This window comes from Hydrogenoanaerobacterium saccharovorans (assembly GCF_003814745.1).
Lineage (GTDB): Bacteria > Bacillota > Clostridia > Oscillospirales > Ruminococcaceae > Hydrogenoanaerobacterium > Hydrogenoanaerobacterium saccharovorans.
Map to the genome: position 1 here is coordinate 199338 of NZ_RKRD01000001.1, position 21793 is coordinate 221130.

21 protein-coding genes, 3 tRNA genes and 1 CRISPR repeat array are annotated in these 21793 nt (G+C 43.2%); of the genes, 11 read left to right on the top strand and 13 right to left on the bottom strand.

What is annotated here, in order from left to right; translation table 11 throughout:
* Positions 1-40: 40 nt before the first annotated feature.
* Positions 41-1816: a Na/Pi cotransporter family protein gene (locus EDD70_RS00880; RefSeq protein WP_092753926.1), complete on the bottom strand. Its 1776-nt coding sequence runs from the start codon at positions 1814-1816 to the stop codon at positions 41-43.
* 285 nt (positions 1817-2101) lie between these two features.
* Positions 2102-3079: a delta-lactam-biosynthetic de-N-acetylase gene (locus EDD70_RS00885; protein ID WP_092753924.1), complete on the bottom strand. Its 978-nt coding sequence runs from the start codon at positions 3077-3079 to the stop codon at positions 2102-2104.
* 235 nt (positions 3080-3314) lie between these two features.
* On the opposite strand from EDD70_RS00885, the gene eno reads away from it, so the two are divergent.
* The 7 genes from eno to EDD70_RS00920 all read left to right on the top strand — a co-directional run bounded on the left by eno (position 3315) and on the right by EDD70_RS00920 (position 7845).
* Positions 3315-4607, top strand: a complete 1293-nt coding sequence (eno, locus tag EDD70_RS00890; protein WP_092753922.1) for a phosphopyruvate hydratase — start codon at positions 3315-3317, stop codon at positions 4605-4607.
* A 440-nt stretch (positions 4608-5047) separates the two neighbouring features.
* Positions 5048-5428, top strand: coding sequence for an MmcQ/YjbR family DNA-binding protein (locus EDD70_RS00895; protein WP_092754670.1), 381 nt, complete (start codon positions 5048-5050; stop codon positions 5426-5428).
* A 164-nt stretch (positions 5429-5592) separates the two neighbouring features.
* Positions 5593-6063 (top strand): GyrI-like domain-containing protein, encoded by a 471-nt coding sequence (locus tag EDD70_RS00900; RefSeq protein WP_092753920.1) that lies wholly within the window; start codon positions 5593-5595, stop codon positions 6061-6063.
* A 92-nt stretch (positions 6064-6155) separates the two neighbouring features.
* Positions 6156-6590 carry a 2-thiouracil desulfurase family protein gene (locus tag EDD70_RS00905; RefSeq protein WP_092753918.1) on the top strand — a complete coding sequence of 145 codons (435 nt, stop codon included), beginning with the start codon at positions 6156-6158 and terminating at the stop codon, positions 6588-6590.
* A 27-nt stretch (positions 6591-6617) separates the two neighbouring features.
* Positions 6618-7073 (top strand): hypothetical protein, encoded by a 456-nt coding sequence (locus tag EDD70_RS00910; RefSeq protein WP_092753916.1) that lies wholly within the window; start codon positions 6618-6620, stop codon positions 7071-7073.
* Positions 7074-7089: 16 nt separating this feature from the next.
* A complete protein-coding gene (locus tag EDD70_RS00915) occupies positions 7090-7593 on the top strand; it encodes a P-loop NTPase family protein (RefSeq protein ID WP_092753913.1) in 504 nt (167 codons plus the stop codon).
* A 69-nt stretch (positions 7594-7662) separates the two neighbouring features.
* Positions 7663-7845 (top strand): PspC domain-containing protein, encoded by a 183-nt coding sequence (locus tag EDD70_RS00920; protein ID WP_092753911.1) that lies wholly within the window; start codon positions 7663-7665, stop codon positions 7843-7845.
* A gap of 63 nt (positions 7846-7908) precedes the next feature.
* On the opposite strand, the gene EDD70_RS00925 is transcribed toward EDD70_RS00920, so the two are convergent.
* Both EDD70_RS00925 and EDD70_RS00930 read right to left on the bottom strand, forming a co-directional pair.
* Positions 7909-8727 (bottom strand): Cof-type HAD-IIB family hydrolase, encoded by an 819-nt coding sequence (locus tag EDD70_RS00925; protein ID WP_092753909.1) that lies wholly within the window; start codon positions 8725-8727, stop codon positions 7909-7911.
* Positions 8728-8820: 93 nt separating this feature from the next.
* Positions 8821-10200, bottom strand: coding sequence for a glycine--tRNA ligase (locus EDD70_RS00930; protein WP_092753907.1), 1380 nt, complete (start codon positions 10198-10200; stop codon positions 8821-8823).
* A 298-nt stretch (positions 10201-10498) separates the two neighbouring features.
* Here EDD70_RS00930 and EDD70_RS00935 point away from each other — a divergent pair.
* The 4 genes from EDD70_RS00935 to EDD70_RS00955 all read left to right on the top strand — a co-directional run bounded on the left by EDD70_RS00935 (position 10499) and on the right by EDD70_RS00955 (position 12279).
* Positions 10499-10575: transfer RNA gene (locus EDD70_RS00935), tRNA-Pro, on the top strand.
* Between the two features lie 149 nt (positions 10576-10724).
* Positions 10725-10800, top strand: a tRNA-Thr gene (locus EDD70_RS00940).
* A 27-nt stretch (positions 10801-10827) separates the two neighbouring features.
* Positions 10828-10912, top strand: a tRNA-Tyr gene (locus tag EDD70_RS00945).
* 584 nt (positions 10913-11496) lie between these two features.
* A complete protein-coding gene (locus tag EDD70_RS00955) occupies positions 11497-12279 on the top strand; it encodes a L,D-transpeptidase family protein (protein WP_092753903.1) in 783 nt (260 codons plus the stop codon).
* Between the two features lie 369 nt (positions 12280-12648).
* Here the strand turns inward: EDD70_RS00955 and EDD70_RS00960 are convergent, their stop codons facing one another.
* From EDD70_RS00960 to EDD70_RS01000, 9 genes are all read right to left on the bottom strand, one after another.
* Positions 12649-13302 carry an NADPH-dependent FMN reductase family protein gene (locus tag EDD70_RS00960; RefSeq protein WP_092753901.1) on the bottom strand — a complete coding sequence of 218 codons (654 nt, stop codon included), beginning with the start codon at positions 13300-13302 and terminating at the stop codon, positions 12649-12651.
* Complete coding sequence (locus EDD70_RS00965) at positions 13265-13777, bottom strand: flavodoxin family protein (protein ID WP_092753899.1); 513 nt, start codon at positions 13775-13777, stop codon at positions 13265-13267. The genes EDD70_RS00960 and EDD70_RS00965 overlap by 38 nt, the downstream gene beginning before the upstream one ends.
* 116 nt (positions 13778-13893) lie before the next feature.
* Positions 13894-15118: a CRISPR direct-repeat array (repeat unit 32 nt; unit sequence ATTTCAATCCACGCACCCGCGTAGGGTGCGAC).
* A gap of 171 nt (positions 15119-15289) precedes the next feature.
* Positions 15290-15580 carry a CRISPR-associated endonuclease Cas2 gene (gene cas2, locus EDD70_RS00970; protein WP_092754666.1) on the bottom strand — a complete coding sequence of 97 codons (291 nt, stop codon included), beginning with the start codon at positions 15578-15580 and terminating at the stop codon, positions 15290-15292.
* Positions 15581-15590: 10 nt separating this feature from the next.
* Entirely contained in the window at positions 15591-16622 is a 1032-nt protein-coding gene (gene cas1c, locus EDD70_RS00975) for a type I-C CRISPR-associated endonuclease Cas1c (protein ID WP_092753897.1), read from the bottom strand.
* A complete protein-coding gene (gene cas4, locus EDD70_RS00980; protein ID WP_092753895.1) occupies positions 16619-17284 on the bottom strand; it encodes a CRISPR-associated protein Cas4 in 666 nt (221 codons plus the stop codon). Before cas4 ends, cas1c begins: the two co-directional genes overlap by 4 nt.
* Entirely contained in the window at positions 17284-18174 is an 891-nt protein-coding gene (cas7c, locus tag EDD70_RS00985) for a type I-C CRISPR-associated protein Cas7/Csd2 (protein WP_092753893.1), read from the bottom strand. The genes cas4 and cas7c overlap by 1 nt, the downstream gene beginning before the upstream one ends.
* A 3-nt stretch (positions 18175-18177) precedes the next feature.
* Positions 18178-18804, bottom strand: coding sequence for a type I-C CRISPR-associated protein Cas8c/Csd1 (locus EDD70_RS00990; protein WP_092753891.1), 627 nt, complete (start codon positions 18802-18804; stop codon positions 18178-18180).
* Positions 18801-19454: a type I-C CRISPR-associated protein Cas5c gene (cas5c, locus tag EDD70_RS00995; protein ID WP_092753889.1), complete on the bottom strand. Its 654-nt coding sequence runs from the start codon at positions 19452-19454 to the stop codon at positions 18801-18803. Before cas5c ends, EDD70_RS00990 begins: the two co-directional genes overlap by 4 nt.
* Before the next feature lie 45 nt (positions 19455-19499).
* Positions 19500-21635 carry a CRISPR-associated helicase/endonuclease Cas3 gene (locus tag EDD70_RS01000; RefSeq protein ID WP_092753887.1) on the bottom strand — a complete coding sequence of 712 codons (2136 nt, stop codon included), beginning with the start codon at positions 21633-21635 and terminating at the stop codon, positions 19500-19502.
* Positions 21636-21793 lie beyond the last annotated feature (158 nt).

Here is a 21793-nt window from a genome sequence, read left to right on the forward strand (position 1 = left end):
AGCTACCCGTAATTTTGGATAGCTTTTACAGAACAGGCTGTTATTTTATTTTGCTGTAATATTTGTTTTCGTAAAATGCAAACTTTTCATTATAGTGTTCGGTTTCTCCCTTGTGGATTTTTCGGATGTATTCGTGACGGTCGAGGTTGCGTTTTTCGCCCTCGTGCCCAATGAGGTATACCCCGATGTTGGAGCAATGGTCGGAAATACGCTCTAAATTTGCGAGAGTTTCCACAAAGGGGAAGGCTGCATCCACCGAGCAAAGCCCTTGTTTAAGCCGGTCGATATGGCGTGCCTTAAGGGTTTCTTCCATCAAATCAATGTTTTCTTCCAGCGGCTCAATGTTCAGTACCTTTTTCAAGTCGTGCCCTTCGGTTGTTTCTACGGCGATGCCGATGATTTCGCTTACCGCACGGTTGATTACATCAAGTTCTGCCAAAGCAGTATCAGAAAAGCTGATGCTTTTTTCGTAAAGCGACTGTGCGCATTCCAGCACATTAATGGAGTAGTCGCCGATGCGCTCGAACTCACTCTCAAGCTGCAGCAATTCGCTAACCTGGCGGCTTTCCAGCTCTGTTAATTCATGCTCGGCTAGCTTGAGCAGATAAGGATAGAGTAAATCCTCCATTTTATCGATGAGGTTTTCGTTTTCTTTAATGCGCTCGACAGCCTTTAAATCGAATTTATGAAATAACCCTGTGCATTCAAGAAAATTTTTGTGGGCAAGCTTTGCCATATGAATGACGGTGTTGCGTGCCTGGTTGATTGCAAGACCGGGGGATACCATAAAGCGTTCATCCAAAATATTAACTTCTTCATCGGGGGCATCCCCCTCTTTGCTGCGCACTGTCCAGCAGGCAAGCCGTTCGAGTATACGGGTAAACGGCATAAACAGCAGTGTTATGGTTACGTTAAAGATGGTATGGAAATTAGCAATACCACCACGCCCGATGGGTGAATCCCAAAACGGAAAACCAATGGTGTACTGAATGGTATAGGTAGCGATCAAAAAGATTGCAGTACCGATAAGATTGAAGTAAAGATGAACCATAGCGGTACGTTTTGCGTTTTTATTGGCGCCGATACTTGCAAGCATGGGTGTGATGCAAGTGCCGATGTTTTGCCCCATAATAATGGGGAACGCCGCAGAATAGGAGATAATACCGGTAGAGCTGAGAGCCTGCAAAATACCAACCGATGCCGAAGACGACTGGATGATTGCAGTTACCAAAGTACCAACAATTACCCCGAGAATAGGGTTGGAGAGTGATGCGAACATCTCGGCAAACTGCGGCAAATCTTTTAAGGGGCGAACAGCCGCCTCCATATTAAACATACCGGTGAACAAAATACCAAACCCAATTAGGATTTGCCCCCAATCACGTTTGCTTGCTTTTTTCGAAGTCATCAGCAGCAGAATGCCCACAATTGCAATCATGGGGGCAAGGCTGGTGGGTTTTAACAGCTGTATAAAAAAATTGCTGCTGTCAATATCGGACAGGCGAAGGATATGCGCGGTAATGGTAGTACCAATGTTGGCACCCATAATAACGCCGATTGCTTGCCGCAATTTTAAAATGCCTGCGTTTACAAGGCCAACTACAATCACTGTTGTTGCCGATGAACTTTGTACTGCCGCAGTTACCAAAGCACCCAGCAAAACGCTTTTAAACACGTTGCTTGTCAATTTTTCAAGGGTTTTTTCCATACGTCCGCCAGAGAGCTTTTCAAGCCCGCCGCCCAGTAAATTCATGCCGTACAAGAACAACGCCAAGCCACCTAATAAATTTACAACCTCAAAAAAACCAAACGCCATTTTTTTCCTCCTAAACGAAACTTTCTTTTTTCGTCTTATACAAATTTTACGCTTAAAAATAGTATAACATTTTTTCGACAAATTTGTACAGAGTGTTACATGAAAAAGCATATGGATAATTTAACCGAATAACTGTAAACATGTTGCACTTATTTTTATTGAACGGTCATTTAAGCAAAAAAAATCCGTCAGAGACGGATTTTTTCGGACGGAATTAAATTTTTAGCAAATTTTTCTTATAATACAAAATTTGTACACAATTATAAGTTATGATATTTACAGAAACTAGCTGATTGTTGTTGGGCTGTCCTCGTTAAACAGGACAAACTCGTAACCTTGATTGCGCAGAGTATCAATCGCTTTGGGCAATGCGGCGGTATTTGCGCTGGAAACCGCATGCAGCAAGTAAATTGCACCGTCATGGGCAGCATCAACCATTCGGTTTGTTGCATCTTCTACAGGGGGCTGTTTATCGGGGTTCCAGTCGTTGTAAGCAAAACTCCAAAAAAGCTGTTTGTAGCCAATTTTATTTACAAGAGCCAATGTTTGCTCGCTAAATGCCCCCTCGGGGTAACGGAACAGGCTCATATTATAATTGTAATTGTCTTTCATGTAATTGTGCAGGCTCATAATATCGGTTTGTGCTGCATCAAGCGGAAGTGTGGTAAAGTTGGGGTGCTTATCGCTGTGGTTGCCCACAACATGCCCCTCATCAATCATTCGCTGTATCAGTTCGGGGTTGGTTTTAACATAGTGCATGGTAACAAAGAATACGGCAGGCACCTTTTTATCTTTAAGTACATCAAGAATTTTTGAGGTGTAACCGTTTTCATAGCCCTCATCAAAAGTTAAGTATAGTTTACCTTTTTCGCTGCCGATAAAATAAGCGTTGTATTTACCGTATTTTTTTTGTAGCTGAAGGCACGCGGTAGGGCGGTTTACTTCATCCTTTTGCCTGCCGGGGCCCCAGGTAACTTGTTTACCGTCAAGGGCACCGATTTCAGAGAAATCGGTGCTCAAGGTCGGTACCATAGTGCCAGAAGGAGAGGGTGTGCTGGAACTTGTTTTAGGCTCTGATGGCAACACGCTGCCTTCGCTGCTGGTTATAGCAGGTGCAGATGATGTTGCCGGCGGAACAGACGATGTTACGGGTGGAACCGAAGATGTAGTAGTACCTTTAAGGTTGTTACATGCGGTACAACCAGAAAGTGTAACCATCGCCGTCATTGCTGCCAGAATCAGTGCTGTTTTTAAAAACTTCATTGAAAATATACCTCCAAGTATAATTCCTGTCGGAATTTGGGCAAACTATTATTATAAATATGTTTATAAGTATAGTTTACCACCTTCTTCGACGAAATAAATGAAGAAATCATAAAATTTCAACCTTATTTCACAACTAGTATGTGCAGGAATGCAAATTTAATCAAAAAAACAATTAGGTATATTTTAGAAATAAAATAAAAAAATAACAATATAAAATTTAGGAGGTTTCATTATGGATTATCCGTTTCGCATTGCAGATGTTCGCGGCAGAGAGATTTTAGATTCAAGAGGCAACCCTACGGTAGAGGCTCAGGTTCGGTTACAATGTGGTGCAAAGGGCGTTGCAAGTGTGCCGTCCGGTGCATCTACCGGCATTTTTGAGGCGCATGAGCTGCGTGACGGCGATAATAGCCGTTATAACGGCAAAGGCGTGCAGCAGGCAGTGTCCAACATCAATACAACGATTGCGCAAGAGCTGGTGGGCTTGGACGGCGCAAACCAAACACTCATCGATAATACGCTCAACTCGTTAGACGGTACCGAAAACAAACAAAACCTTGGCGCAAATGCCATGCTGGCAGTGTCGCTGGCAACGGCAAAGGCGGCGGCATCGGCGGTAAATCTTCCGCTTTACCGTTATATTGGCGGCGCAAGTGCGCGTACACTGCCCGTACCAATGATGAACATTTTAAACGGCGGCGCACATGCAACCAATAACATTGATATACAAGAATTTATGATTTTGCCTGTGGGTGCTTGCTGCTTTACCGAAGCTTTGCGTTGGTGTGTAGAGATTTACCACACACTGGGCGGCATTTTAAAAAGCAAAGGGCTTGCAACTGCTGTCGGTGATGAGGGCGGTTTTGCACCCGACCTTGAAAGCGATGAGGAAGCAATTGATTACATTATACAGGCTGTAGTAAAAGCAGGATATAATACAGACAATCAAATTAAAATCGGCTTAGATGCCGCAAGCAGCGAATGGTACCAAAACGGTGTTTACACCCTGCCCAAAGCACAAAAAACCTTGCAGCGCGAAGAACTCGTCGCCCATTGGGAGAGCCTTATCTCGAAATACCCCATTATTACGATTGAAGACGGCGTAGGCGAAGAGGACTGGGACGGCTGGGTGCAGCTTACAGAACGCTTGGGCAGCCGTGTGCAGTTGGTGGGTGACGACCTGTTTGTTACCAATACCAAGCGTTTGCAAGAGGGCATTTCGCTTGGCGCCGCAAACTCTATTTTGATTAAGGTAAACCAAATCGGTACCCTTACCGAAACTTTACAGGCAATCGAAACTGCCAAAAAGGCAGGCTACACCGCCATTATCTCGCACCGCTCGGGCGAAACCGAAGATACCACCATTGCAGACCTTGCAGTGGCTACCGGTGTGGGGCAAATTAAAACAGGCGCACCTTGCCGTACCGACCGTGTTGCCAAGTACAACCGTTTGCTCCGGATTGAAGAACACTTGCGCACAACCTCCGAATACGCAGGTACAAACGCTTTTCATGTAAAATTTTAAAACAAAAAACCCCGTCCGCATTGTGCGCGGCGGGGTTTGCTCTTCCTCGACGGAATAAGCAAGATGGGGGGTGACGGAAATATACTGCTTGGAGGAGCAGGCTATTAACCCCCATCGCTTATCCGCGAGGCAACAAAAAAGTGCTGCATGGAGTTAACCCATACAACACCAGAATTCAAGTGCAATTTGCATATTATGCTTTACAAAACGGGTTTGTTCGGCTTATAATAGATATGCAAAGTGCGGCTTTTATGCCGTTGTTTATGGAGGTTGTGCTCCGTATACAGGGTACAGGGTGCTTCTATCACTCTGTGCCTGCTTTGCACTTAATGTGCCTCTAAACCTATTATATGGTGAATGTTGGAAAAAATCAAGCGTTTTGGCGTAAGACTTTACTGAAGTTTGCAAAAAAGAATATTTGTACAGAAAGTTGGCTTAATATGGCATACGAATGGCTGGATGAGTATTGTTTGAATAAGCAAGGCGTTATAAAAGATTACCAACCCGAGTGGCAGGCAACAAGATACTTCATCGGCGGCAAAATGTTTGCTATGCAGGGCGGCGATAAAAACGGCAAACCTATTTTTACAATGAAGTTAGAACCGCTGTTTGGCGACTATCTGCGCAAGCAATACAAAGATATTGTGCCCGGCTACTATATGAACAAACAACACTGGAACTCACTGTATCTTGACGGTAATGTACCCGATGATGTGGTACGCGATATGGCGGATAAGGCTTACATGGCAGTGCTGCAAACTCTTACAAAAAAAGTACAAAAAGAGATTTCGGGATTAGATAATGAACCATCCGCTAAATAATATAAGCAAAAAACAGGGCAGTTATTTCTTAATAGAAATAGCTGCTTTTTTTGTTGCGCGCGCTAGTATGCAGCCGCTTTTATAATAAAAGTGTTGTTGCAAATGGAAAATATTAGTGTTAAAATAAAAATGATACTCTGATATACTGTGCGGAGGTATTTGATATGGCAAAACTCGAAGTGACGCTGCATCAGCTTGAGGCGCGCAATCTCTATGGCGTTTGGGGTAAATCGAACGATAAGACGATAGCGAAAGATATAGCACATATTTCGCAACAGTATTATCAAATCACGAAAAAAGAAAAAGGAAACGTATTGCCGTTTTTTGTTTTATCCAAAGACTATAACCCAAGCACACAAGACTTTGCATTGTTTGTGGGCAGCGTTGCAAACAGCAATTGCCTTGAAAGCGCTGTTTTACCCCAAGGTTTGTATGCTAAAATTACGGTAAAGCCAAAATTCGGTTTTTTGTGGGGACTCGCCATTGGCGAGGCAAAGCGGTTTTTTTATACACAATGGCTGCCGACAAGCGACTATAAGGCGCTGAATTTGGAATATGAGCACCACACGCAAGCGAGTAATGGCAGGCTGCCTGCCATTGATATTCTTTTTGCTGTTACTGAAAAAACATTATAAAAAAGAAAGGCAGCGGTTTGTGTTTGAAACGGCTGCCTAAATTTTTATTGAAATATTTGCGTTTTGCAAACGATGGAGGATGCTGTTTTAATATGAACGTTTTGATTAGTGCATGTTTGGTGGGCGTAAATTGCAGATACAATGCAAGCGGTGTACTTTATGACGGATTGCAAAATTACAAGGAGAAATACCACTTTATACCCGTTTGCCCAGAGATATTCGGCGGAATGAAAACACCGCGTGAGCCTGCGGAAATACTAAATAACAGGGTGGTAAACACAGCGGGCGAAGATGTTACCGAATGCTATATAAAAGGTGCCCAAGAGGTTTTAAAACTGGCAGAGTTTTACGAATGCAGCCTTGCTATATTAAAAGAGAGAAGCCCATCGTGCGGGTGCGGTAAAATTTATGACGGCAGTTTTACAGGCAAATTAATAAACGGCAATGGGTTCACCGCAGAGCTGCTGCTGAAAAACGGTATAAAAGTAATTGGTGAAACGCAAATCGAACAACATCTGCGCTTATAGCAACAATAATATAAGGGGGAAGAAGACATGTCACGCTATTGTTACGATGAAACACAAAAAATAATCAGACAAAAAATTGGTCATCAAACGCTTGGCATAACCGTTGCACTAATCATTATAAATAGTTGGATTGAGTGCAATTATGATTGGGCACAACCCATAGCGAAAGCATGTATTTTGCTGTTTATGCCGGCGGTATACTTTTCCACTTGTACGATTATTAAAAATGCATCTCTTAGAGAAGGAGATAGCTTTGCTTCAGAGATTGTATGTTTTTCTATATTTAGCATACTTAACTTTCTCAGCTTTACAAGCCTATCAACAAGAGTGGGCGTATACAAAGCGTTGGTTGAAAACGGCAAAGTAGTTGATAACACAAGCAACTTGTTAGGGGCGGTGTTTTTTGGCTATGTAGCTATTTTACTGCTTGTAAAATGGGCTATTGATAAGCGGAAAATAAAAGAGGAAAAAATTTTGATTTAAACTGGGTGGCGCTATTTTGAAAATACATATTCTCGGAGGCAGCGGCACAGGCAAAACTTATATTGCCAATAAGATTGCCGAGCAGTATAACATTCGTCATTTTGATTTAGACAATATTTATTGGGATCATATGTCAAATACATATGGTACAAAGATGTCGGTTAAAAATCGTACCCAAAAGTTAAATGACATCTTGAAAAATAATGATTGGATTATAGAAGGCGTGTTTTACGATTGGTTACAAGATAGCTTTTCGAAGGCTGACTATATATTTATTTTAACAACCAAACCCATTGTATTTCACTATAGAATCATCCGTCGATTTATCCGAAGAAAGTTTGGTATCGAAAAATCGAAAAAAGAAACATTAAAATCATTAAAAGATTTACTGATTTGGACAAATAAATATCAGAAATACAATATCCCAAAAATCATAGAATTTTTAGAACCTTATAAAGGCAAGGTGTTTTTTGTTAAAAACCTACAAGATATCAATGATATCATCAACTATTCTAAATGAGCGATTGCTGAAAACGAAAGTATGTTAAGATAGAATTTTTATTGCATTTTGTAAAGGGGTGAAAATACAATGGAGAATAAAAGGCTTTGCAAAAGCCGTAATGACCGTATTATTGCAGGTGTTTGCGGCGGTATTGCCGAATATTTTAATTGGGACCCGACCATTGTTCGGTTGGTATTTATATTTTGTGGTGTTGGTATTTTGGCATATATCATTGCTGCGGTAGTAATGCCCGATTCACCTTATTTATAACAAGATAACCAAAGAAAAAGGGCGGGCACAGCATAACAACTGCGCCCGCCCTTGAAACATTTTTTATAAAACAGCGTGCTCATCAAGGAGCAAATGCGAATAAATCAAATCTGCCACTGCACTTTCGGTATGGTGTGCAACAATTACGTCGGCACGGTCTTTAATCACCTGCTGTGCGTTGGAGGGCGCTGCGCCGAAACCAACCTCCTCAATCATCGTGATGTCGTTATCAAAATCGCCGATGGCAGCGGTTTGTGCAAGGTCTCCGCCGAGGTTTTCGCTAATCCATTGCAAAGCATGCCCTTTTGATGCATCCTCGGGCAAGTATTCGAGGTAAAACGGAGCAGAAAAGCAAGAGGTAACACCGCGGATGCCTGCGCTTTCTATGGCTGCCTGCACCTCGAGCAATCGCTCATGCTCACCGTAGAATAAAACCTTGAGGCAATCACCGCAGCTGTCGAGAGAGGCAAACTCATAAGCCTGGTTTTCTGCAATGATGTAAACATCCATTTCACTGTTTGGGTTTACAAGCTGCATCGGTCTGCCGTCGCACACTTCGGCACATACGGTAGGGTAAACCTGTATGGCTGTGGTAACGAGTTTGCGCATAATATCTTCGGGTATGCACCACTTGTGCAGGTAAGTACACTTATCAAAATCGTACACCGCAGCGCCGTTGTAAATGATACCAGGCATCGTAAGCGGGATGCCTGCAAGATAGGGCAGTGCAAGTTCTGCCGAACGCCCGGTTGCTACCGAAAATTCACCGCCATGTGCAACAAACTCTTTTATGGCATCAATGTTACGCTGAGATACGGTTTTGTTATTGCCGATCAGTGTGCCATCCATGTCGCTGTAAAGATATTTTTTTAAAAGTGCCATCTAATCCTCCAATAAAATAAAGCCGCCGAGAGGCTCGACGGCTTGTTGTAAATGTGCAAAGGGGTTACACCCGTTTTTGTGGCGATACCGTCACTAAAATTCAAGTTTAGATTCAATGAACGAAACAAGTTCGCTGATGGGCAGACGCTGCTGCTCCATTGTGTCGCGGTCACGTACGGTTACGCAGCCGTCATTTTCCGAATCGAAATCGTAGGTGATGCAGAACGGTGTTCCGATTTCGTCCTGTCTGCGGTAACGTTTGCCGATGGAACCGGCATCGTCGTAATCCACCATAAATTTTTTCGAAAGGTCGTGGAACACCTTGGTTGCATTTTCGTTTAGTTTTTTCGAAAGCGGCAGAATACATGCTTTAATAGGTGCCAGTGCAGGATGCAGGCGCATCACTACGCGGGTATCTTTCTCATCAATCTGTTCTTCATCATACGCTTCGCAAAGAAATGCAAGTACTACACGGTCTGCGCCCAAAGACGGCTCAACCACATAGGGTACATATTTTTCGTTGGTTTCTTGGTCAAAGTACTCCATGCTTTTGCCCGAATGATTTTGATGCTGCGACAAATCGTAGTTGGTTCTGTCTGCAATGCCCCACAGCTCGCCCCAGCCAAAGGGGAACACAAACTCGATGTCGGTTGTTGCTTTTGAATAGAACGAAAGCTCCTCGGGTGCATGGTCGCGCAGGCGAAGGTTCTCTTCTTTGATGCCAAGGCTCAGCAGCCAGTTGTGGCAGTAGTCTTTCCAGTAGTAGAACCAGTCAAGGTCGGTATCTGGTTTGCAGAAAAACTCCAGCTCCATCTGTTCAAACTCGCGGGTTCTAAAAGTAAAGTTACCGGGGGTAATTTCGTTACGGAAGCTTTTGCCAACCTGTGCGACACCAAACGGCAGTTTGCGGCGAGTGGTGCGCTGTACGTTGTTAAAGTTAACAAAAATACCCTGTGCAGTTTCGGGGCGCAGGTAAATTTCGTTTTTGCTGTCCTCGGTAATGCCTTGAAATGTTTTAAACATCAGGTTGAATTTGCGGATGTCGGTAAAGTTTTGGCTGCCGCAATCGGGGCATTTCACGTTGTTATCTACAACGAATTGCTTCATTTTATCAAATTCCCAGCCTTCGGGCGAAACACCGGTCTGGTCTTCTATCAGTTTATCGGCGCGATGGCGTGTTTTACAGTCTTTGCAATCCATCAATGGGTCCGAAAATCCGCCCACATGGCCGGATGCCACCCATACCTGAGGATTCATAAGAATAGCAGAATCCAAGCCTACGTTGTAAGGGCTTTCCTGCACAAATTTTTTCCACCATGCTCTTTTCACGTTATTTTTAAATTCAACGCCGAGCGGGCCGTAATCCCATGTATTTGAAAGTCCGCCATAGATTTCGGAACCGGAATATACAAAACCTCGGCCTTTGCAAAGGGCAACGATTTTATCCATAGTTTTTTCTGAATTCTTCAGCATTGGGGGGTCCTCCGTTCTGCCATTTCAAGGCACAAAATTCACAGATTGTGGGTAGTACAAATAAAATCTGTCTTACCGTTCTATTTTAAATGTGTTATACCTATAAGTCAAGCAAAAACCCCCATATGCAGGCGGTTTTTATAAAATTATTATAATTGTAGGTTGACAGAAATGCAAAACTATACTATAATATTTTTTGCACTGTTAATTATGTTGCTTGTGTCGGTTGCGCAAACTTCCTGTTTTAAGGTAAATATATTGACACAGGCAGGTACAACTTAGTTCCCCGGTGCAACAACGAGGCGTAGCTCAGTTTGGTAGAGTGCTTGGTTTGGGACCAAGATGCCGCAGGTTCAAGTCCTGTCGCCTCGACCACCAATACCTTTATAGCTTTTTAATTAAAGCGAGGGGTTTGACAAAAAAGCAATACAAATTATGGGCGGATTGCTCTGTTATAAAAAGACATGAAAAACTTGTTGACAACTGGTTTTAAATGTGATAATATATTAGAGCGTCGAAAATATGCTGGTGTAGCTCAGCTGGTAGAGCAGCTGATTTGTAATCAGCAGGTCGGGGGTTCGAATCCGTCCACCAGCTCCATTTTTTTCGCATTGTAAAAGTGAATAGGGGAGAGTTCCCGAGTGGCCAAAGGGGGCAGACTGTAAATCTGTTGCGAATCGCTTCGATGGTTCGAATCCATCCTCTCCCACCATTTATATTACTAAAAAGCAAAAAAGTCTATGGTTTCATAGGCTTTTTTGCTTTTTTAATTTATCATCAGAGCAGAGGATGGACAAGCATTTTTTCAATGTTTTTATGCCTACGGGCATTATTATTGATACAATGTACAGAATCGATTCTAAAAATCTCTTCCGCTAATTTTTATTTCCACCCTACGGTTTAGTGAACGGGATTTTGCCCAATCGCTATTGCTGACAGGAAGGAAATGAGCATATCCTGCTACAGACATTTGGTTTTCGGGAAGATGACACTCATCCACAAAATAGTTTAAAACTGCGATCGCGCGTTCGGAGGAAAGCCACCATGCAATCGTATTTGCACGTGTGTCTTCTAATGTAACAGGCTGGGTACAGCCTCAAGGCTCTTGCTGCATTTGCATTTGAGTAAGTAAATTACACATAAACTATAAAAACGCTATTAGGGAGTTTGTAGGCATGAATAGTGGCGGGCAGCTTAGTGTGCCTGCCAGTAAATAGTAAATTAATAATACGAATTATATAGTATATATGTTTTGCATATAGTTATATATAGTATCTGTTTTTAAGAGGGGATGCCGTGTTTGTTATTTTTACAAAGAGAAAAATTATAAAATTTGCATTGTCCTTAATAATTTTTACTTCAATTGTGTTAGTTGCTACTCATGGACCATGGGACCAATGGGTAATTCATTACCAGATGCCAGAGCCTAATCCAGCTGTTGGTAATTGGCACTACCAATCTATCTTTGGCCATTTTACACCTGCGTTGGAAGGCTATTCTATCCTTGTTGATTTGGATCGGCAAATACTAATTCTCTATGAGAGTGAAAAAGAAATCAAGTCATGGCCAGTTTCCGGAGGAAGCAAAGAAAATCCGTCCCCCACCGGTTTATGGATTGTTACCGATATTGGAAATTGGGGTCAAGGCTTTGGCGGTAGTTGGATTGCCCTTAATGTTCCTTGGGGCAAATATGGTATTCATGGTACGGTAAATCCTTGGGTGGTGGGCAATCATAACATCTCACACGGGTGTATCCGAATGAAAAATCAAGATGTGTCGGAGTTGAAAAAGTATATATCCATTGGTGTGCTTGTGTACATAAAGCATGATACCGCACCATTCCGTGTTCTTATGGATGGCAAAGTGGGAAGCGATGTACTCGAACTGCAGGTGATGTTAAAACAACTTGGCTATTACGATGGAGTACCAGATGGACGATTTGGTACTGATACGTACAAAGCTCTGCGCCAATTCCAAATTGATGAACAAATTAAAGCGGATGGTACCTTAGGTGAACATAGTTGGAGTCTTCTGGAAAAGCGTGTATCTGATTTAAATAGTGACTACTTACTGCAATAATTTAAAGAACCTCCGCAAATATATGTATTAGCTGGAACGACGGCAGATAAAAATCGAGAGATGTACTGTCTTACAGTACGTAATTCTAAACGCAGACAAGAAATAGGCACCCGATAATAGAATCGAGTGCCTATTTTGTGTGTGTTTTTGATACTTGAATATCATTAGGAGCCGGATGAAAAGAAGCTTTGTATAGAACGGAGATAATGACTGGTCATATAGTTTGGAAAGGTAAGAATTATAATCCTTAACTATGATACAAATTTTCTTTAATCGCTGCTAACCTCTTGAAATTTTAAATTATATTTTTTCATAATCTCTTTTAGTACTTGTGTTTGATTAGCACTTTTCATTATTTCATCAAAGTATCTATCTCGGTTGATCTAAAAACGGCATATCAAGCCTTTGTTGATATGCATTATTCTTCTTTATCATTTTTATCCAACCAAGTTTTCCAATGCCTATCGTATTAAGTAAATTTAGAAACACAACAATCCCTTTTGGAAGTAAATAAGGTTGAGAAAATAAATCAATGTATTTTTTATCAAATGAATTTGTCTGTTCAAAAGTTTTACCAAGCTCTGCAAATTGTTCTGCAAGCTTTTTAAACATATTCGGCATAATTGCAATGCCGGCACATTCACCTTTAGCAATGGTTCCCAAATAATGATATCCTAATCTTTCCGCTGTCTTTTTAAAATATCGACATATAATTTCGCTTTCGGATGTTTCAGGATACCCTGATTGAATAATAAATCCAATGGATTTATTGCATGTTGCAGAGGGAAACTTGTGTAGAAAATCAAGAACTACACCTGGCACAGAATGTACATAATTCGGTGTAATAATTATAATGTTATCAAAATGTTCGATGTAATTATAAAGGTCTTGCTGGTTTTCTTTTGCTATTGAATGTATTTCACAGGGATTTTCCATTTTACTAACAAATGCCCTTGCTAAGAAGTAGCTTCCGCTGTTATTTACATTACCTTTGGGCGAGCCGTTCAAGATTATTGTTTTCATCGCGCTCCCTCCTTGTATTAAAATCCGATACATTTTTGATAAGTATATTTTTAGAGTAAAATTGTGTGAAGACCTTATTAATATAATCGAAGAATATGTTGTATACATCTTGATTTTCAAATTGATAGTCATAGTAAAATTCAATATCGGGGTATTTTTTATATCTGGGCATGTGCATTGTTCCGCCGTTGGCAAAAGCGCAGTAAGGTAAAAAGTGTGGTATCATTCTATCAAATAACGACTTCATGTTGCCGCTGATAAATCCATTTTCAAGCTTTGCAATAAATATAGCTTTATCAGAGTTAAGATAACTTCGGTAAAAATCATCCAAATCATGCTGAATACATTTGCCGGGTGTTTTCCACCAACAAGTCCAGCAGCCAGTACAGCCTTTTACCTTGATAGTCGAAAGGTCAAGCAGCGCAGTATGAGGTATGTTATAGTCACTGCATTCACTTATCAATACCGTCTTCATAAAATCCCCCTATTTGTTTATTGATGTCCATTATTTACATTATATACTAAACTGGATTAAGATAATATAGGGTGCTGATGAAAGATATAAGTTTTGTTTCAGAGCCAGTTCGTTTGCTTTTAGTCCACGCACCCGCGTAGGGTGCGACCGTAAGCGGAGCATATGCCAACAAATATCAATACATTTCAATCCGCGCACCCGCGTAGGGTGCGACCGAGCACTACAAGCAAATCAAGCTTGCCAATATTATTTCAATCCACGCACCCGCGTAGGGTGCGACGTATTGCAAAAAACATTTTAATTTATTGGACACATTTCAATCCACGCACCCGCGTAGGGTGCGACCGGTCAAAATCAATAGATTTAACCATCCTATTCAATATTTCAATCCACGCACCCGCGTAGGGTGCGACAGGAGAGATAAAGCCATACTGTAAACAATGCAAGATTTCAATCCACGCACCCGCGTAGGGTGCGACGCGCTCTGCGCTTCGGGGCTTTGAACGCCACTGTCAAATTTCAATCCACGCACCCGCGTAGGGTGCGACGCCAAAACATAGCTATACTGCAACCCCTGCGATATTTCAATCCACGCACCCGCGTAGGGTGCGACCGAGAACTGATGCGGCACGAAAGCTGCCGTACAACTATTTCAATCCACGCACCCGCGTAGGGTGCGACGTAGGATAAGCTATACTGTAACTAAACTTGGTAATTTCAATCCACGCACCCGCGTAGGGTGCGACACCATTGAGTTCATTCAGCTACTTTATGACGAGGGTATTTCAATCCACGCACCCGCGTAGGGTGCGACACAGGGTGCGAAAGCAGCCTATGAAGATTATCAATTTCAATCCACGCACCCGCGTAGGGTGCGACTTAAGGGAACAAGCTGAAACGGTTACGATATGTAATTTCAATCCACGCACCCGCGTAGGGTGCGACTTATCGCCTTTAACTTTGTTTAGCATGTCCTCAACGATTTCAATCCACGCACCCGCGTAGGGTGCGACCATACAAGATTAAAGATATTAAGCTCCGCGGGTATTTCAATCCACGCACCCGCGTAGGGTGCGACTTTACAACACAAAAAATACGACAATACACACATAATTTCAATCCACGCACCCGCGTAGGGTGCGACTATTTTGCTCTTTATCATATACATGTTCTGATAATTTCAATCCACGCACCCGCGTAGGGTGCGACCATTTCAGAAGTCAAGGAAAAAAACATTACTGTAATTTCAATCCACGCACCCGCGTAGGGTGCGACATTCTTTAGTGGTGCTAAGTCTGCAAGTATAAACATTTCAATCCACGCACCCGCGTAGGGTGCGACGGCAAAAATAAACAGAAAACAATAAATTTATTGTGCTGTTTTGATATATTTCACTATCAAAACTACATATTACAACAACCTACAATGATGATTAAGCATAAAATTCTCTTATTTTAGGGTGCGAACGTTCCGGGAGAAAACTGTTTGCTTATAGTTCGCACTCCCTCTTGCCTATACAATTAACACTCCTTCTGCATCATAAGATGTTTTGACACCTATGTGTTCTACTTTTGTGTGATAGTTATTACCCAAATAGTAAAACCGCAAACTGTCTTTTTCTTTATTGATTATGGCTTCCAGTTCATGTTGTACAATTTTACATTGTGCGGCATCTACAATACATTCAAAAACAGAGTTCTGAACGCGTTGACCGTAATTAACACATTGTTTTGCTACCTGCCTAAGCCGTTTTCTTCCTGCAGCATCCTGTGTGTTGACATCATATGTAATTAGTACCAGCATGGCGTAAACCTCACTTCCAAAAAAATGGCGGATACGCATCCAAATCGCCCCGTAGATAGCGGGATAGCAGCAATGCCTGAACATATGGCACCAATCCCCATGGCAGTTTTTCATTTAAAAACGGGTGTGTAATGGTTGCTTTTTTTCTTGCCTGCCACGCGGATAGCACCGCTTTTCTGCCTTCATCATTCAGCCAAACCGCACCGTTTTCTTTTTGCTCGAATTGCTTTGGCAGTATTTCTCTGTTGTTTATTAAAGAGATTACGAAACGGTCTGCATAAACTCCGCGAAATTCCTCCATTAAATCAAGCGTAAGAGATGCTCTGCCGGGGCGGTCTCGGTGCAAAAAGCCTACGTAAGAATCTAAACCCACGCTTTCCAATGCAGCTGCGCAGTCATTCGCCAAAAGCGTATAAGCGAAAGACAGCAAAGCGTTGACATTGTCTCGCGGCGGCCGGCGCGATCTGTTTTGAAAATAAAAGTGCTCTTTATTTTGCAGTATCAATTCATCAAACACATCAAAATAAAAATTAGCAGCTTTACCCTCTAACCCACGCAATGTATCTAAATCAGAGCAGGGAGCTAATTGAGATAAAATTTCCGCCATCTGTAAAGAGTTTTTCTTCAGCCTTGCCACATCAACCCGCATCGCATGGTCGCGGGTCGCACGCTCTAAAATCCAACGGCAGTTATAAACCTTTCCAATAATAAAATGCCGCGCAATTTGGCAGCTGTCATGTTCGCTGTCCGACAATCGGTATTGCTGTTTTCGCAACAACACGTTCCCCTGCATTTTGCCGCATGCTTGTGCTAAAAACTTACCAAACGATGTAAGAAAACTCAGCGTTACGCCGCGGCTGGCACATGCACCCATTAAAGCAGGGCTTGCACCTTTGTAGCCAAAATACAAAATTGCCTGCAAAGTATGCAAAGGGAACCTTGCACGAACTTCACTTTCGCATAGAACCACAACATTTTCGCCTTCAAGCGTGAGATAACTATCTTCTGTTAGAACGAACAATGTGTTCAGCAAATGTCTCATAAGTCCTCCTCCTTTAAATGCTTGTTCACATACTGTACCGCAGATAAGTTTTTGCATAATTTGGGCAAACATGTTTCGATGAGTGAACAGGCATTGCAAGATTTGGACGGCTTTACCTTTGGTGTATAGCCGCGGTGATAGAGCATATGCATTTCATTAAGCATATCGGTTACAGTATGCCTTAGTTCCGGTGTAAATTCCACAGGCTGCCTTCGCTTTGTTTCGCCGTAAAATAGGTACCCGCCGGGGATGGTGCAGACTAGCATTTTTTCAAGACACATTGCCTGAGCACAGAGCTGCAGGGCATCGGCATCGTGCTCTTTAGGTCGCCCTTTTTTATATTCGATGGGTACCGGACGCCACAGCCCCTCTCTGCCCACGATAGGAACGCCGTCGGGTGATGGGTGAAACTCCACCACATCGCAAGCACCGGTAATGCCTAACTCCCGCGAAAACACCTGTATGCCTCGGCAAATCAATATACCGTCACGAAATTCGGTTAAACTGCTGTCGTGTGCACGCTCATGCATAAAATTGCCTTCCACGGTATGCAAATTTTCTGTCCATTGCTGCTCTATATGGATGAGCGCCCACTGCCTTTTGCAAAAAGCAAAGTGCTGAAGCCCTGAAAGAAGCAGAAATTCATCTTCTGAATAACCCATCATATCATCCGTGTGCAAGTTATCCCGTCGGGTATTGCAGCTGTGTCAATGGTAACATCGTAGTCTTGGTAGCAGCGTGCGGGCAAAGATCTGTCCTTACGCTCCACATGAATGGTATCAAACAATTTGTATGCCGGGCAGTTGCCTAGCTCGGAATCGTGCTTAAATACAATCAGCTCGCGTACTGCCATTTTGCCACGTGCCGCCGAATGGTCTGTTTCGAACATGTTAATCACTGCCTGCCACAGCAAAGTAAGGTCGTCCTCAGAAAACCCTGTGACAGTGCGGGCAAGATTTGCCGAGATATAACCTTCGGCACGGTACAGTGCATAGGGGACAATATATTTGCGTCCCATTTCAGTTCCTTTCTTTTCGGCATCCGCCTCGGTGGTAATTGCAACACGGGTAATGGTAACTTCTTGAGGTACAATGGGGTCGATAGAGCGCGCAAAGCCCAGTTGCACGGGCCCTCGCACCTGCCCGCAGTTGAGTGCCGCTTTCACAAATGTCGTCATTACCGCCCCGAAAGCACGGATATCATAAAAGTTCTGACACATAAAGTTACGGATTTTTTCATCAATTTTATTGTCTTTTTTCTTAGCGTCTTTGATTGATTTTTCGTCTGTGTTCAAATAGGCATAGGCTTCCGCATCGCTGCGGTTCAGCGGCACACCGTCTTTGATATAGATGCGGTACCCCGGCTGATTTTCTTTTGCTATTTCAATATAGTTGCGGATTTTACGTTTTAAACAAACATCCGTTACCAGACCATAACTGGTTTCTGGGTCAATTCTTGGCATATTTCCGGCATCGGGGTCACCGTTGGGGTTGCCGTTCTCTACCTCAAACAGGATTGTAAATTCGTAGCGGTTTTTAATTGGCTCTGACATGTTCTAGTCCTCCTTGTTCTGTTTTTCATATTGTTTTTGAGTTTGATGATAGTAGCCCAGTATAAACGTTCCCTGCTCGTCCAAATTTAGATGAGGCGGAAAGGTTTGCTCAATTCCGCTCATTGCGTAGCTAGAGGTTTCGCTCAGGCGAAAAACAAAGTTGCCCCCCTCAAGCAAATGCGGTTGGTTTGCAATGATAACCGGATGTTTGAGTGCTTCGATGGGCTGCCAAGAACGTAAAAAGCGGACGATTGCCTGCGCTTCGGGGCATTGCAGCGGGGAAAGCATTTGAATATGGTACTCGGAAAAAGCTTTAAAACAGCGCAGCGATTTCTCGGTGACTTCGCCTTTTTCCAGCCCCAGTATGTACTGCGTGTTGTCGCACAAAAAATACGGAGGTGCCTTTGAACCAGAGCGTTTTAATTGGTTGGGGAGGTTCATTTCTCGCGGTACATCCACTGTTTTTTTACCAAATTCTTTGCTCACCTTAAGCGGCATAATGTCCAGCAGAGCACCGTTTTGGTCCAGCACCAGTGCAAACGATACTTTTGCCACACACCAGCCTTCTTTGGAGATTTCACCTTTTTGAGCCAAAGCATGATAATAGCTGTACAATGCCTGCAAAATCATCGAATCACCTCACAGTTTGTCAAATCCACTACACCGTCTTTCAGTGTACCGCGAAAAAACATAGCCTGAATGTCTTCCTGGTTGCTGTAATCCATGTCGTACAGCATATAGCCCAAATCCCGCTGCTCGTTGGGGTAGGCGGTATCAATGGTGATGCCTTCAAACAGCTTAAAGTTGGCAGGGAACTCGCGGCACCCAAAATACGGCTGATGATAGCACTGCCCCCGTACAAGGCGGCGTTTAATAATATCCTGGAATTTACCCGCGTTATCCGTTTCATTTGCCTTGTCGGTAAGAGTAAAATGCGCCTCGATAACATAACGCACATCCTTTAAAACCATTGCTGCACGCTGCTGAATATCCTCCGATGTGCTGATATAAAGCGGTTTTTGAGCACCGTTCATTACCGACCGAACATTTTGTGCAGATATTTTTGATTTTACTTCGTTGCGGCGGATGTTGGTGAACCGGATGGGGTTTAGAACATAAATGCGGTCGATACGCCACGCAAGCCCCGGGTGCCAATAGATCGCTTCCACCAATCCGCGCGCTGCAGACGGGGTCATTACATCGTAAGATACGCGTTCCACTTTCATCTCAGGCCGTGTAAAGCAGGCGTAGTCGCCCCACACCTCGATTTTTACAGACATAAAGCTCGCTCCTTTCTGATTCTATCAATGAAATTTATAAGCAGATTATACAAACAACGATTGCCCTTCGTCGCAGTTTAGGGATAAACCAGTATGCTCACTGTAAAGAGTTAAATCTTTGAGTATTCCCATATCTTCGGTCAAAGCCGAGACAGCGCCTGTATTAACCAGTGCTTTAAAATGCTGGGGGTATACATTTACTATGTACTGCGTTGCTTTGCGCGTCAGTTGGCGCGACCAGTTGCCCCATTGCATTTCGTCAGCCAACTTTACGGCATCCTCTTCAATGGCAATCAAAACAGATTTGGTTTCGGTTTCAATCAGACGGAAGTCTGACGCAACCTGTGCAAACGGCAGCAAGCAACCGCTGCGCCCATGCTCAAACGCATCAATAATTCGCTTTTTATCTAAGTTTTCATCTTGAAAACTATGCAGTGTATCAAAATAATTGTGGATGGTTTGCGGTGAGGCGAGGTCCGAAAACCTACGTGCCACTTCTCTCATCATTTTAATATTCTGTTCAATCAAGCGCGGGGGCTTGTCCTCCGACTCAAATATGTAAACCACACTTTCTTCGGCGGTTCTTTTGCCTTCGCGGTTGCAGCGCCCCGCCGCTTGAATAATAGAATCCAGCCCCGCCTCCGCGCGGAATACGGCGGGAAAATCGACATCTACACCTGCCTCCACTAAAGAGGTTGCAACCAACCGGCAAGGTAAGCCGTTTTTCAGCCGTTGCCGAATTTCAAGAAGAATTTTTCTCCTATGTAGGGGCGTCATAAGCGTTGACAGGTGAAACCTGCCCTCTTTCGGCAAAAGCTCGAACAGCTCGTGTGCTTGTTTACGCGAATTCACAATCGTTAACGCCTGTTCCTGCTGTGCCATATGTTCGGCAAGTTTACCGTTGCTTTGTTTACCAATATGTCTTAGGCTTGTACGCCTAAAAAATTCGTACATTTCGGAGGTATTGGGGCAAATTTCTGTTACCGTCATATCCGCAGGGAACAGTTTTTCCAGCGAGGGCTGGGTGGCGGTACACAGTACTGCAGTTGCCCCATAATACTGCACCAAATTTGCAATTGCCCGCACACAGGGCTTTAAATAAGGCAAAGGCAGCATTTGTGCTTCGTCAAAAATAATCACGCTGTTTGCCAAGTTGTGCAGCTTGCGGCATTTTGAGGACTTGTTGGCGAACAAAGACTCGAAAAATTGTACATTGGTGGTTACAATTACAGGCGCATCCCAGTTTTCGGCAGAAAGGCGAAGTTTTGATAGGTTATTTCTGCTTTTTTCCGTATCGTCCTTTGGGTCAAAACTGATATTGGAATGATGTTCAAGTACATTTTCTGCCCCCACAATTTTGCGAAAAACGTCTGCGGTTTGTTCTATAATACTAGTGTATGGTATGACATAGATTATGCGGGACATTTTGTGTTCTACCGCATGGAGTAATGCAAAAGCAAGAGATGAGACGGTCTTTCCGCCGCCGGTAGGAACGGTTAATGAATACAGCCCTTTGGCGTTCTTGCCTGCATTCAGACAGGATTTTAAAATTTCACAACGCTTTTTGTTCAGCTCGCTTTTTGCATCCCACCAAGGCTGAATATAAACTTCTAAGCGGCTGGCTAACTGGTCAAGGTGGTCATATCCGCCGCGTTGGACAACACCATTAGACATAAATGCCTCAGTATCTAAAAAATCTGCATCCACCAAGCAAGAATACAGCATACGGGTAAAAAACGAATTATCAAAATTATTGCCAAAACGGGGAGAAGGCGCATACTTTAATGAGATTTCGTTGAGGTATTCGCTGTAATCGGGCAGGGTAGGCGGCTCGCGTTTTAACCTACCACACAAGGTGCTGTTTTCGGCAGTATCTCTGGGATTGCCGAAATCGGGCAGCCCTGTGTGATGCCCTGCCACGCAAATAGCCGCGCACAGCATGTTGAGGTTTTTAAGCTCTTTGGCGCCGCAGGTAGAGTGGTCTGCCGAGGGGGCATTGTGCAAAATATGCCGCTGAAACTCGGCCGAGTATTTGCCGATATCATGCGTCAGCCCAATTTGGTAACCCAACTCACCTGCGCCAAAAGCTTGTGCATAGTCTCCCGCAAGTTGTGCCGTTTTTTTTAGGTGATCTATAACTGATTGCTCTCGCCCATCTTCACTTGTATGGCCTACATACAAAAGTACCCTCTCCTTCTCATAATTGTTTTCATGATAAATATAGTGTCGCTCTAAAATTCAATATTGCGTTAATGTTATTATATCTTTAGCAAACAGGAATCTCCTATCATTCTTGTTACTTCCAATTCGATGTAATCGTTACATTTTTGGTTAACACT